We start from the raw sequence: 12,596 nt of genomic DNA, 5'->3' as shown, positions 1-12,596 counted from the left end.
GTGCCAATGGGGCGGGGTTCTCCGATCTGCTCGGCAACGTCTGGGAGTGGACGGCCGACGATTACATCTCCGACGGCTACACCCGCCACAGCCTGTTCAACCCCCGCAACAGCGCAGGCCTGGACAAGGCGGTGATCCGCGGCGGGAGCCGTCGTACCGAATTCGTACAGACCCGTTGCACGATGCGCGGACGCTATCCCAAACAAGACACGCTCGATCTCATCGGGCTGCGCATCGTGCGCGAGGAGTGAGGACAACAGCCATGAGGTTCCATCGCCACGCTGCAATCATTCTTGCGACAATCAGTTCCGCGCTTGCATTCGCCGAGCCCTCCTCCACGCCTCTTCCCCAAGAGGTCGTGATCAACGGCGTCGAGTTCGTACATATCCCCGCCGGCAACTTCTGGTACGGGGTCGAGAACGTCGACTACCTGGACAACCAGCGACCGGTGAATGGCAAGCATTACCGCGATGTCCAAGTCTGGCTCGACGGCTTCTACATGGCCAAGTTCGAAGCCCGTGCACGCGATCTGAAACGCTTCCTCGAACAACCGGACCTCAAGCGCCGCAGCACGTACGCGGGCGAAACCGAGGGTTGTGCAGTAACCGGGAACGCCATGAACGGCTACACGTTAAAGGCGCCCGACCAGGACCTTCCGGCGACCCACCTCTCCAATGAACTGTCGGCCGAGCTGGCCCAATGGCTGGGCTTTCGGCTGCCCACGGAAATGGAATGGGTCAAGGCGGCACGTGGCGCCGACCGCAGGATGTTCCCTTGGGGCGACGAATACCCGGACGACACCTTCGCCGGCTTCAAGTCGCACGCGGGCTGCAGTCCCGCCCCGGTCGACGCCTTCGCCAACGGCCGCTCGGCTTACGGGCTCTACAACATGGGCGGCAACGTGTTCGAGCATGTGGCCGACTGGTACAACAATCCCCATGACCTGGCGCTAAAGGATGGCATGCGCAATCCCGCACCGCCGAAAAGCGGCACCACGGGTTCCGACATCACCCACCCGATGAGGATTCTGAAGGGGGGGCGCTGGTCCACCCACGCCATGGGCATGTCCATCTATTCGCGCACTCTCCACCGCCCGGATGGTGGGTTCATCTGTTTCGGCACGCGCTTCGCAGTCGACGAGGCGAGCGTCGCGCAGCACCTGAGAGCCGGAACGGCCCGGGTCATTGCAGAAAAATGACGGCCCCGATGACCGCGCGTCCTGCGCAGGGGCGTGACTACCGCCGGGGCGCAATCCTCGCCGTGCCGTTCTCGATCGCACTGCTCGCCACCATCGTGTCCTTGGTGCCGGGCCGCGGCGTCGAGACCGGCAGCCCGCATGCTGACGCCTCGCAGTTTCCGTCGATCGCCCCGCACCGCCCGATCGGCTTCAGCGCCGAGAAAGCACAGGAGTCGGCGCCGGAGGCCGACAGCCGACTCAGCGTCGACCCCGAGAAGGATCCGGCGGGCCACCTGAGCGAAGTGCGCCGGGTGACGGTCGACGCCCTGATCGGCCTTGCCCGCGATTTATTGAAGAAGGGACAGCCCGACGGGGCCGCCGAATCCCTGCTCAAGGCGATGTACCTGGCCCCCAGGAACGCCGAGCCCTTCCATCTCATGGGCGACGTGATGATGCAGCGCCAGCGCTTCAGCGAGGCACGCGATTACTACGAATCCGCCATCGACCGCGATCCGCTGCGCGCCGAGGCCTATTTTGGCCACGCCACGGCATCGGAAGCGATGGGCGACCTCGAGTCCGCGCTCGGTGGCATGCGCAGTTACCTTCATGTGGTATCCGACAAGGATCCCTTCCGCCGGAAGGTCGCGCAGGCGCGCTCGGCGATCTGGGAATGGGAGTCGAAGCTCGGACGCGGCCCGTGGGGCCCGACACGCGGCATTCCGCCCGGTTTCACGGAGGCGGAACTGCAACGCGACGGCAAGGGGGTGGGCGTGAAAATGCCGATTTCCGGCACCGAAGACAAGGATGGCGTGAAGAAATATGAGATAAAGCACGCCGACAAGATCGAGATGTTCAAGAAAGAATGACAGACCTCCTTCAACTAGAACTGATCGCCTTCTGGGCCTCGGTGCTCGCCTACAGCGTCGCCACCGCGACCGCGATCATCGGAGTTGTCTTCCGCCGCGACTGGCCGCGCCTGATCCTCGCCTTGCTGATTGCCGGATGGGTTGTACACACTATGGCATTCGGTGCACGCTGGATGCGCATCGGGCATCTACCGGTGATCAACACTTTCGAGATGCTATCGGCCAACGTCTGGGGGCTCGTCGCCGCGGTGTGGATCGGCTACATCCTGCTGCCCCGCGTGCGCGCCTTCGCGGCCTTCGTGCTGCCCGTTGTGACGATGCTGATGGGCTGGATGATCCTGATCCCGATGGACGAGTCATCGCTGCCGCCGACCTACCGCACGATCTGGCTGTACATTCACATCGCCTTCCTGAAGATCTTCCTCGGCGCCGCCTTCGTCGCGCTGGGCATCGGCCTGATCACGATCTTCCGCGCGCTGAACCTCGGCACCGCTGCGCTGCAGCGTCTGCCGGGCGACAAGGAACTCGACGCAACCGCCTATCGCTGCATGGCGCTTGCGCTCATCTTCGACACGCTCGGCATCGTCGCCGGCGCGATCTGGGCGCAGGATGCCTGGGGGCGGTACTGGTCGTGGGATCCGCTCGAGGTGTGGTCCCTCGTCACCTGGCTGGCGATCGGCCTGACGCTGCACGTTCGCGCGTCGTTCCGCACACCGCCTCTGACCAATGCGGCCCTGATTGCCGGCACCTTCGTCGTCGCCTTCTTCACCTTCTTCGGCATTCCGTTCGTGTCCACCGCCCTGCACAAGGGGGCGATCTGAGCGCGCCGCTGCAGGCGCGGAACCACAAGGTTCTGCGCGCCCTGCTGTGGCTCGTCGTGCTGGGGTACGCGATCTTCGTCGGCGCCAAGATCGCCGGCGGATACCACGACGCGGCACGCGGAGAGACACCGCTGTTCACGGATTTCACCCCCACCTACGCCGCGTCGATCGTCGTGCGCGAACTGCCGGCCGAATTCGTGTACATGCAGCGCACGATGGTCGCCGCGGGCAAAGAGGCGGCGCGCAGGATCTATGGCGACATCACCGACCAGCAGGCCCGCGTTGTCGGCTTCGCGCCGTGGATGTATCCGCCGACCTTCATCCTGCTGGTGATCCCGCTCGCGTACCTGCCTTATCTGCTGGCGTGGGCAGGCTGGCTGGGCGTCACGGCCCTGCCCTACCTGCTGACCCTGCGAAAGATCCTGCCCGGCGGCCTCGGCCTGCCTTTCGCCCTGGCCGCGCCGCCCGCCTTCTTCAACGTGATGTACGGGCAGACTGGATTCCTGACCGCGGGCCTGCTTGGATCGGGCTTGCTGCTGCTGCGCAGCCGCCCGATATGCGCCGGTGTACTCATCGGCCTGGCAAGTGTGAAGCCGCATTTCGGCGTGCTGGTCCCGTTCGCCCTGCTCGCCGGCAGGCACTGGCGCGCCTTCGGCGCGGCCACGCTGAGCGTACTCCTGCCGATCGCACTGAGCGTACTCGTGCTCGGCGACGATCCATGGTTCGCCTTCATCGGCACGAGCCTGTTCCACATCGAAGGGTTCTCGGTAGGGGCCTTCGCGCTACCAGCAATGACCACGGCGTGGTCCGCCGCGCGCCTCGCCGGCATGACGCTGGATCAGGCGTGGTTCGTCCAATATGCCGTCAGCGCCCTGATGCTGGCGCTCGTCGTCGGCGTGTGGTGGCGCGGCAGCAAGCATCCCGACTCGCACGACCTGCAGGCCGCGGTGCTGTGCCTCGCAACACCCTTAGCGCTGCCGCTGGCCTTTCTATACGACCTCGTGCTGATCGTGCCGGCCGCTGCCTGGCTGTGGGCGGACATGCGGCGCCACGGCGCAGGAAGCGAGGAATACTGGGTACTCGCGGGCGGGCTTGCGGCACTGCTCGGGGTGAAGGAACTCGCCAAGGCTCTTCCCTTCCTGGCCGCGCCGTGGATTCTGGCCGCCCTCCTTGGCCTCGCGCTCTACCGCTTCCTGGCCGCCCTTCAGCGCGACGCGCGAGCCCCGTCCTGAAAAGGCGCCGCGCACCAGAAAGCGCGGCAAGGTCCAAGGCCGATAGGCCATCGTCGCGAAAATCGCGCACTCGAACGAGCAGCGGCACTGCGAGTCGCGGATATAGTCCGTGATGCGCCGGCCCTGGCGGCCGCGCAGCAGCGCGCGAAGATCGTCCGAATGATCCGACAGGCGGCCGATGATGAAATTGTCGTGCTCGGCCGCGACCTCCGGCCGAACATCGCGGATCATCTCGCACGGCAGCACAGTGCCGTCCGCCTGGATCACGGCCAGCCGCCGCCCGGCGAGGCATCCGCCACAGGGCCAGGACCGCTGCGGCGAACGCACGATCGAAAACATCGCGCGATCGAGCAGAACAAACAGCCGGGACAGTCCCGCCGCCGTGCCGTTCGCCGCTGCGACACAGGCGCTCAGGCGCGCGTACGTTGCTTCGTCTACGCCGCCGAGCAAACGGTCTGCGGGCTTGCCACGCAAGCGCGTGAGTTCCAGCTGATCGAGCCGGAAGCGCTGGAGATGCCCGACGACCACTGGAACCGCGCCCGCATTCTCCGCGGTTGCCGCGACGCAGGCATGTACGCGCAGCTGCGGCAGCCACTGGCGCGCCTCGCACAGAAGCCGCAGGGACCGCTCGACTTTCGCAAACAGCCCGGGGACGCGACGCAGTCGATCGTGTTCGCTCCCCACCCCATCCACGGACAGTGTCACCATGATCCGCCCGAATCGCGCGACATCGGGCAGGCGTTCGAGCAGCCGGGCGAGCTTTTCCGGATAGGAGCCGTTGGTCGACACGCTGAACGAACGCACCCCGGCGCGATAGTAGGCAGCGATGACCTCCGCGAGATCGTCGCGCAACAGCGGCTCGCCTCCAGTCAGCGAAAGGTGGCCCAGCGGCCCGACGCTCGCGGCCAGCCGCCGGATGCGCGCTAGGTCCATTTCGGCCTCGCGACCGATAGCCTGCCGTTGCGGCATGTCGAAGCAGTGGCCGCAGTAGGCGTTGCAGCGATGCGTCAGGAACTGGATCAGATAACCGGGCGAGCCGGGTGATAATAAGCTGCGCAGATAGGCCCACAGCACCGCGAGATCGATGAGTGTGCTGCGCAATCCGCGCAGGGTGATATCCCTGAGCGCGAGCAGTCCGCCAACGACGATCGCCATGCTGGTCGCGACGTGAAAAGCGAGAGCCCACGGGACGAACGCTGCCCCCTGCCTGCACACGAGTTCGCGAAGGAGGCGCTGCGAATGCCACCCTGCTAGGCCCAGTAGCAGCGCTCCCGCCACCGCAAGTTGCGGCATCGCAATCCCGAAGCTGGAAAACAGCACGCCGAGGATCAGGCATCCCCTTCCCAAACCTTCGCGCGCCCCACCCATCATCGGATTGAAGATCCGATAGCGCCGGATCAACTGGACGTAATGGCGAGTTCTGGGCACCAGTTCGCGCACGTAGTGCATGCAATCGGGCTGCCCGTGTTCGACGCGCAAGTCCCCGGAAAGCCAGATCTTGTGTCCTGCCGCCGAAAGGCGGCAACCCAGTTCGGGATCCTCGAGCGCGACCTGCCGATGCTCGCTGAACCCACCGAGGCTCATGAAGACCGCCCGCCGGATGCCGCAGACGGAGCCGCTAAGCCCCCCCGGGGCGGGACGGTCGAGCCCCCCGCTGCGCATCGCAGCCTCGCAGCAATCGAGATATCGGGCAAAGCGGCCGCCACCCGGATTCACATCGTAGTAGCAGCCCGAGAATGCGTCGTAGTCGTCCTTGGTCTCGAAAAACTCGACGCATCGCGAGAGAAAGTCCGGCTCTCGAATGCGGGTGTCCGCGTCGAGGAACACCAGCAGGTCGCCCTGCGCCACCCGCGCCCCGGCGTTGCGCGCCGCACCCGCGCCTGCGCATCGCTCAAGCCGCAGCACACGCAGCCAGGGATAGTTGGCGAGCACTGCGGCCGTCGAATCCGTCGAGCCGTCATCGACAACGATGAATTCGCACCCCGCGATTCCTTCCAGCCGCTGTCCGACGAGCGAGTCGAGCAATCGTCCGAGCGCGTCGGCACAGTTACGCGCCGGAATGACTAACGAGAGCTGCATGCGGTTGACGTTGGCATGGATCTGTCTGGATTTAGGGAGCCTACCGCTGTATTCTACGCGTCCCGCAGCTGCATCCTGCGCGGCAGTGTCGCGAATCGCCCGATTGACCTGATTCGGGCACGAGGCGGTTCGCCGCTATCAGCTGCGCGGCAATACCACATGAAAATCGCCGTCGTCATTCCTACGTACAACGAACGCGGCAATGTCGGGCGCCTCATCGAACAGGTGCTCGCCGCGCTCGCGAATCCGCGCTGGCTTGTGCAAGTCGTGGTCGTCGATGATGAATCGCCCGACGGTACCGCGACGGAAGTGCTCGACTGTGCGACACGCCTGCCGGGCGTGTCACTCCTTAGCGGGCCGCGCGCCGGACTGGGCGCGGCATATGTGCGTGGACTGGATCACGTACTGACGACCGACACGCCGGCGATCGTGATACAGATGGACGCGGATTTTTCCCATGCGCCTTCGGATCTGCCGCGCCTTGTCGCGGCAATCGAGGACGGCGCCGACCTCGCGATCGGCAGTCGCTACGTCGACGGAAACCGCACCCCGTGCGACTGGGGCTGGCGCCGCAGGCTCCTTTCCTGGTGCGGCAATCTGGTTGCACGTCACTGGCTGGGCATCGCCCCGGTCCGCGATTGCACCGCCGGATTTCGCGCCTGGCGGACATCCGCACTGAAAAACACCGCGTACGGCGAAGTGACGGCGCAGGGCTACGTATTCCTCGTGGCGCTGCTGAAAAACGCGACCCAATCCGGGGCGGACATCCGGGAGGTCACCGTTCATTTCCCCGACCGCAAGCTTGGCGAATCGAAACTCGGGCGCAAGGAAATAGTCGAGTTTGCCCGCTGGGCCGTCATGAACCGTAGCCCGCGGACAGTACCCACCGAATGCGCGACGCAGGCACGATGAGCGCCCTGCGCCGGCCGTTTCTTGTGCTGCTGTGTACGATCCCGGGGGGCGTGTTCGCGTTTTCGCTCCTGCTGGAACACCAAGCCTATTTCTGGGACGGGACCGTCTATCGCTGCGCCATCGAAACCACTCTGGCAAACGGCTCCCCCTACCAATTCGTCGGCGATTGCGCAGGTTATTTTCTGCCGCACACCTATCCTTACGCCGGAACACGGCTGCTCGCCGATATGGCGTCGCGGCTCGGCAGTCTTGCGCTCAGCTATGGGTATGTTCTCGCATACGCATCGGGCGTCTTGCTCCTCTTGCACGTCACTTACCGGTTGAGCAACTCGCTCCGGACACTCCCGCTGCTCCTTCTTGCGCCAGGAGCCGGCGTGTTCGTCTCGGAGCTGGTGTCCGGCAACATGGGCGTCCCGTTTTATGGACTGCTCATCTGGCTGATCTGGCGCAATGCGACGAATTTGGGTCCGGTCGCCGTGCTCACCACCGTCATGGCTCCGTTCAAACCGCTCTACGCAGCGTATCTGCTTGTCCCCTTCTTGTTGCGTCGTGACGTGCTGATGCCGGCAATCGGTGCGGGCATCGTTGGCGTTTGGTATGCCAGCGACGCCCTTCTGTATCCCGCGCATTTTGCGGAATGGCTGAGCACCGCCGTTCATCATGCCAATGATGTGCCTGGCTTCGGCTTTTCGATGCTGATCCGGAAAAGCGGCCTGGAACTGGGAGGCAAGGCATGGATTGCGGCGGCCTACCTTGTCTGGGTATGCGCGATTGGGCTGCTGACGCTACGCGCAGTGGCCCGCTCGCCCACACCGCTGACACAGGCCCTGGTTGCGATTGCAGGTACGGCCCTGCTCCTGCCGCGTCTCAAGGAATATGACTGCCTGATTCTGATTCCACTTGCACTGACCATCCGGCCAACGATCACCATACGCGAACAGCGGGAATGGGTGATTCTCATAGGAGGCTTCGCTGTTGTGCTGCCCGCTGCGATCTGGTGGCTTCGAAAGCTCCCGATGGTCTGGGGCGGAATTCCGGCGGACTGGCGGACATTCGTCGACATGCGATGGCTGGTACAGAATCAGGGCGGTTTTCTTTTTGCAGCAATGCTCGCAGCGCTCGCCTGGCTCGCATACCGTCCCCGAGAGCCGGACACCCCACAGTGAGACGATGCGCACCGGGATATCCCGATCGCGAAACGCGTTGCCGCACGGCCGCTTGGGTAACCCCCCTGCGTTACAATTCGCCCGATTGCTCCTGGAACGGTTTGAAGAGACGACGTTCTGTGCCTGCCGAGAAAGTTCACACCCCTCCCCTTGCTGCTCCCGCCGTCCGCAGACCGGACTGCCGACGTCCTGGCCGATGACCCTCGATCCCGCTTTTCAAAAACTGCAGTGCGCACTTCAAGCTGAAGTGCTCGGACAGACGCAATTGGTCGAGCGCCTTCTGGTGGCACTCCTCGCCGACGGCCACCTCCTCGTCGAGGGGCCGCCGGGCATTGCGAAAACACGCGCGGCACGCACACTGGCGTCGCTGATCGACGCCGACTTCCACCGCATCCAGTTCACACCCGATCTGCTGCCCGCGGATCTCACCGGCAGCGAAGTGTTCCGCCCGCAGGACGGCAGTTTCCACTTCGAGCGCGGCCCGCTGTTCCACCACCTGTTGCTCGCCGACGAGATCAACCGTGCCCCCGCCAAGGTACAGTCTGCCTTGCTGGAAGCGATGGGCGAGCGTCAGGTGACGGTCGGCCAGACGACCTTTCCGCTGCCCAGCCTGTTCCTGGTGATGGCGACGCAGAATCCGATCGAGCACGAAGGGACCTATCCGCTGCCCGAGGCACAGCTCGACCGCTTCCTGCTGCATGTGCGCGTCGGCTACCCCGACATGTCCGTCGAACGCGACATCCTGCGCCTCGCGCGCGACGAAGCACGCGCCGCCCTCGATGCGCCGACCGCCACGACGCCCGCCCCCATTGTCTCGCAAGCTCAGGTATGCACCGCGCGGCATGCGGTGCTCGACCTGCATCTGAGCCCCGACCTCGAGGAATACATCGTGCAGCTGGTGGCCGCGACGCGCGTGCCCGAACGATACGGCGCTGATCTCGCCGGCCGCGTGCGCTTCGGCGCCAGTCCGCGCGGCGCCATCGCCCTCGACCGCTGCGCGCGTGCGCGCGCCTGGCTGCAGGGCCGCGACTACGTTTCGCCCGACGATATCCAGGCGCTCGCGCCGGACGTGCTGCGCCATCGCATCCTGCCGAGCTGGGAAGCCCAGGCCGAAGGCCTGACGTCCGATACGCTCGTCACCGCGCTCCTCGAGCGCGTACCGGTGCCGTGAGCGTGGCGTCACGCCCCCGGGAGCCGGTCGTGCACGGGCGAGACGGACGCGCCGCGCAATGACTGCCGCCGACACCAGCGCCATTGCGCCCACCCTGCGCGACCTGATCGCACAACGCGAGCGGGTCGCGGCCGGCATGTTGCGGCGCGGCGGCGTGACGGGCGACGGCGCCGGTACGCATCGCGCGACGCCCCTCGGACGCGGCATGGACTTCGCCGAAGTCCGCGCGTACCAGCCCGGCGACGACCTGCGCAGCATGGACTGGCGCCACACGGCGCGGCGCGGGCGGCCGTTCACAAAATGCTTCCACGAGGAGCGCGAACGCCCGCTACTGGTATTCATCGACCTCGGACCGACAATGCGATTCGGTACCCGCGTCGCCTTCAAATCCGTCCTTGCCGCGCGTACTGCGGCGCTGCTGGCCTGGGCCACGGTCGACGCGGGCGACCGCATCGGCGGCGTGGTGTGGGATGGCCGGACGCACCGCGACGTCCGCCCGCGCGGGCGCGAGGCCGGCGCGCTGGATTTGCTCCGCCACCTCGCCGACACGGGCCCGACGGCCGGCAGCCCCACGGCTCCGCAAGCAAGCGCCGCGGGCGGTCTCGCCCCCCCGCTACGCGCGCTCGCCCGCGCGGCGCGCCCCGGCACACAGGTCGTGCTGCTCAGCGACTTCCACGCGCTCGATGCAGCCGCGGAACGCGAACTCCTGCAACTGCGCAGCGGCGCGCGACTCACGCTCATCCAGGTATTCGATGCACTCGAAGCGACCCCGCCCCCGGCCGGCATCTACCGCATCGGCGACGCGCAGGGCGAGCAAACGCTCGATCTGCGGACAGCCGCGGCGCGTGCCGCGTATGGCGCCCCCTTCCGCGCGCGTCGCGACCGGCTCGCGTCACTGGCGCGACGCCTAGGCGCAGCAATGATCCCGCTTGCCACCGATGACGACCCGTTGCTGGCGTTGCGCACACTGCTCGGGCTACAGTGCGGCCCGCAGTCGGCCACCCACGCCTGATCTCCCTGCCACGGCATGCCATCGCCTTCACTCGACCAGCTGCGCGACATTCACCTGCCGCCCCCTCCGGGCTTGTGGCCACCGCCTCCCGGCTGGTGGCTCGTCGCATTGGCCCTGAGCCTGGGCGCCGCGCTGTGGATTGCTCGGCGACGCGCTCGCCAGCGGCCACTGCGCGCCGCCTTGCGCGAACTGGACACGCTGGCGCACACCCACGCGCACCAAGGCGACGACGTACTGCTTGCGCGCGGCATCTCGCGCCTGCTTCGCCGCTACGCGCTGTGGCGCTTTCCGCAAGCCGGTGCAGCCGGACTCATCGGTGCCGACTGGCTGCAGTTTCTCGACCGGCACGGCGGCGCAGGCCGCTTCACCGATGGCCCCGGTGCCCAGCTCGCATCCCTGCCCTATCGCCCTGCCGACGTTGCCCCTCACGAACACGAAGCAGATATCGCCGCGCTCCTCACCCTGGCACGTCACTGGCTACGGACCAACGCCCCATGACTCTCGCCTGGCCGTGGATGCTTGTGCTGCTGCCTTTGCCGTGGTTCGTGCGCCGCTGGCTGCCGCCGACCGAAACCGGCATGACCCTGTGCGTCCCCGCGCTGGCGGACTTCGCCGTTTCCTCGGACACCGCCGGGCCAGCCAGCGCGGAAGCTCCACGGCGCATCCGCCCCCGTGGCGATCTCCGCATTGCCGCATGCGTCTGGCTATTGCTCATCCTTGCTGCCGCACGGCCGCTAGGCTTCGGCGACCCGCAGCAACTCCCCGTCAGCGGGCGCGACCTGATGATTGCCCTCGACGTCTCCGCCAGCATGGCGAGCCGCGATCTGCGTCTCGACGGGCAGCCGGTGGAGCGCCTGGATGCTGCGCGCGAACTGGCGCGCGATTTCCTCCAGCGCCGCGATGGCGACCGCATCGGACTGATCGTCTTCGGCAGCCAGGCCTATCTGCACACCCCGCTCACTTACGACCTGCATGCCGTGCAGGCCGCCCTGGCCGACACCGGGGTCGGCCTCGCCGGCCGCGAAACCGCGCTTGGAGACGCCATTGCGCTGGCCACCCGGCGCCTGCGCGAGTTCGGCGACAGCTCGCGGGTACTGCTATTGCTGACCGACGGCGCCAACACCGCCGGCACGCTCACACCCGCGCAAGCGGGCTGGATCGCCCGACGCGAAGGGCTGCGCATCCACGCGGTCGGCATCGGCGCGGAACACACGCCCATCGTTACCGGCAATGGCGATCGCGAGAGCAACCCGTCCGCGGACCTCGACGAAGACGCCCTGCGCAAGATTGCCGCGCAGACCGGCGGGACCTATCGGCGCGCCACCGACAGCGACGCACTCGCGGCCTTTTACAGACTCGTCGATGAACTGGAGCCCGCCGATCAGGGCAGCGCGGTCGTGCGTCCGGCGCGGGAACTCTACCCGTGGCCGCTCGCCCTTGCTTTGATCCTCAGCACCGTGCCGGCCCTGCGCCGGATCCACCGCGGCGCCGCGAGACCAACGGCATGAGCGCGGGCGACGACATCTCTCTGGTGTTTGGCGGAGTCGTGTTGCTGCGTCCGCTGTGGCTCCTCGCGTTGCTGCCGCTGGGCCTGATGGTGTGGCGCCTCGCCCGTGCGCCGCTAGACCACTCGACCGGCTGGCACGCCGTCGTCGACGCGCACCTGCTACCCCATCTCACCACGCCCGGCACCCCGCAGCGCCGGCGCCGCGCGCTGGTGCTGCTCGGAGCCGGCCTGCTCGCCACTGTGCTGGCCCTGACCGGTCCCGCCCTCCCAGGGAAGACCGCGCTCGCATTGCGCAGCGAAGCCGCGCGCGCCTTGGTCGTCGATCTGTCTCCGACACTGTCCGAAGGGGACCCGGCCGGACTGCGGTTGGAGCACCTCCGCCTGAAACTCCTCGACCTGCTGCGCGCGATGCCCGACGGCCAGACCGCGCTGATCGTGTATGCCGAGGAACCCTACCTCGTTGCTCCGCTCACCACCGACGCGACCACCCTCAGTCAGCTGGTGCCCGAGTTCTCCGCCGACGTCATGCCGCAGACCGGCGAGCGCCCGGAACGCGCGCTGCGCATGGCCCGAGACCTCCTGCTGCGCAGCGGCGCCACCACCCGCGACGTGCTGTGGATCACCGCCAGCACGGCCCCCCCTCCCGCCGCGTT

Annotated in this window: 12 protein-coding genes and 1 pseudogene; 12 read left to right on the top strand and 1 reads right to left on the bottom strand. The window is 66.8% G+C overall.

The window, feature by feature from the left end:
* From GPA25_RS23045 to GPA25_RS24125, 5 genes are all read left to right on the top strand, one after another.
* Positions 1-251: formylglycine-generating enzyme family protein (locus GPA25_RS23045; RefSeq protein ID WP_169262744.1), on the top strand; the 251-nt coding region annotated here is incomplete at its 5' end.
* Between the two features lie 11 nt (positions 252-262).
* Positions 263-1,198, top strand: coding sequence for a formylglycine-generating enzyme family protein (locus GPA25_RS23040; RefSeq protein WP_169262743.1), 936 nt, complete (start codon positions 263-265; stop codon positions 1,196-1,198).
* Positions 1,199-1,206: 8 nt separating this feature from the next.
* A complete protein-coding gene (locus GPA25_RS23035; RefSeq protein WP_169262742.1) occupies positions 1,207-2,043 on the top strand; it encodes a tetratricopeptide repeat protein in 837 nt (278 codons plus the stop codon).
* Positions 2,040-2,864 carry a cytochrome c biogenesis protein CcsA gene (gene ccsA, locus GPA25_RS23030; RefSeq protein ID WP_169262741.1) on the top strand — a complete coding sequence of 275 codons (825 nt, stop codon included), beginning with the start codon at positions 2,040-2,042 and terminating at the stop codon, positions 2,862-2,864. The genes GPA25_RS23035 and ccsA overlap by 4 nt, the downstream gene beginning before the upstream one ends.
* Positions 2,865-2,920: 56 nt before the next feature.
* Complete coding sequence (locus tag GPA25_RS24125) at positions 2,921-4,096, top strand: glycosyltransferase family 87 protein (RefSeq protein WP_343035051.1); 1,176 nt, start codon at positions 2,921-2,923, stop codon at positions 4,094-4,096.
* 612 nt (positions 4,097-4,708) lie between these two features.
* Here GPA25_RS24125 and GPA25_RS24120 read toward each other — a convergent pair.
* Positions 4,709-6,175: pseudogene (locus tag GPA25_RS24120) on the bottom strand (glycosyltransferase); the annotation flags it as partial.
* A 159-nt stretch (positions 6,176-6,334) separates the two neighbouring features.
* Between GPA25_RS24120 and GPA25_RS23020 the strand changes: the two are divergent.
* The 7 genes from GPA25_RS23020 to GPA25_RS22990 form a co-directional block, all read left to right on the top strand.
* Positions 6,335-7,087 carry a polyprenol monophosphomannose synthase gene (locus GPA25_RS23020; protein WP_169262739.1) on the top strand — a complete coding sequence of 251 codons (753 nt, stop codon included), beginning with the start codon at positions 6,335-6,337 and terminating at the stop codon, positions 7,085-7,087.
* Entirely contained in the window at positions 7,084-8,253 is a 1,170-nt protein-coding gene (locus GPA25_RS23015; protein WP_169262738.1) for a hypothetical protein, read from the top strand. Before GPA25_RS23020 ends, GPA25_RS23015 begins: the two co-directional genes overlap by 4 nt.
* 196 nt (positions 8,254-8,449) lie before the next feature.
* Positions 8,450-9,424, top strand: coding sequence for an AAA family ATPase (locus GPA25_RS23010; protein WP_169262737.1), 975 nt, complete (start codon positions 8,450-8,452; stop codon positions 9,422-9,424).
* 58 nt (positions 9,425-9,482) lie between these two features.
* Positions 9,483-10,436, top strand: coding sequence for a DUF58 domain-containing protein (locus GPA25_RS23005; RefSeq protein ID WP_169262736.1), 954 nt, complete (start codon positions 9,483-9,485; stop codon positions 10,434-10,436).
* A 15-nt stretch (positions 10,437-10,451) separates the two neighbouring features.
* A complete protein-coding gene (locus GPA25_RS23000) occupies positions 10,452-10,934 on the top strand; it encodes a DUF4381 domain-containing protein (protein WP_169262735.1) in 483 nt (160 codons plus the stop codon).
* Positions 10,931-11,944: a VWA domain-containing protein gene (locus GPA25_RS22995; RefSeq protein ID WP_169262734.1), complete on the top strand. Its 1,014-nt coding sequence runs from the start codon at positions 10,931-10,933 to the stop codon at positions 11,942-11,944. The genes GPA25_RS23000 and GPA25_RS22995 overlap by 4 nt, the downstream gene beginning before the upstream one ends.
* On the top strand, positions 11,860-12,596 hold a 737-nt coding region (locus tag GPA25_RS22990), incomplete at its 3' end, for a VWA domain-containing protein (protein ID WP_211163320.1). The genes GPA25_RS22995 and GPA25_RS22990, both read left to right, overlap by 85 nt.

Source organism: Aromatoleum diolicum, assembly GCF_012910955.1.
In the GTDB taxonomy this organism is placed as follows: Bacteria; Pseudomonadota; Gammaproteobacteria; order Burkholderiales; family Rhodocyclaceae; genus Aromatoleum; species Aromatoleum diolicum.
Note: the sequence above shows the minus strand (reverse complement) of the source record. Positions and strands in the feature narration are given on the sequence as shown.

Excerpts from the sequence above, each read along its gene's own strand:
- GPA25_RS23015 (WP_169262738.1), top strand. The coding sequence starts at position 7,084 with ATGAGCGCCCTGCGCCGGCCGTTTCTTGTGCTGCTGTGTACGATCCCG.
- GPA25_RS23040 (WP_169262743.1), top strand. The coding sequence starts at position 263 with ATGAGGTTCCATCGCCACGCTGCAATCATTCTTGCGACAATCAGTTCC.
- GPA25_RS23035 (WP_169262742.1), top strand. The coding sequence starts at position 1,207 with ATGACCGCGCGTCCTGCGCAGGGGCGTGACTACCGCCGGGGCGCAATC.
- GPA25_RS23000 (WP_169262735.1), top strand. The coding sequence starts at position 10,452 with ATGCCATCGCCTTCACTCGACCAGCTGCGCGACATTCACCTGCCGCCC.
- GPA25_RS23020 (WP_169262739.1), top strand. The coding sequence starts at position 6,335 with ATGAAAATCGCCGTCGTCATTCCTACGTACAACGAACGCGGCAATGTC.
- ccsA (WP_169262741.1), top strand. The coding sequence starts at position 2,040 with ATGACAGACCTCCTTCAACTAGAACTGATCGCCTTCTGGGCCTCGGTG.
- GPA25_RS22995 (WP_169262734.1), top strand. The coding sequence starts at position 10,931 with ATGACTCTCGCCTGGCCGTGGATGCTTGTGCTGCTGCCTTTGCCGTGG.
- GPA25_RS23005 (WP_169262736.1), top strand. The coding sequence starts at position 9,483 with ATGACTGCCGCCGACACCAGCGCCATTGCGCCCACCCTGCGCGACCTG.
- GPA25_RS23010 (WP_169262737.1), top strand. The coding sequence starts at position 8,450 with ATGACCCTCGATCCCGCTTTTCAAAAACTGCAGTGCGCACTTCAAGCT.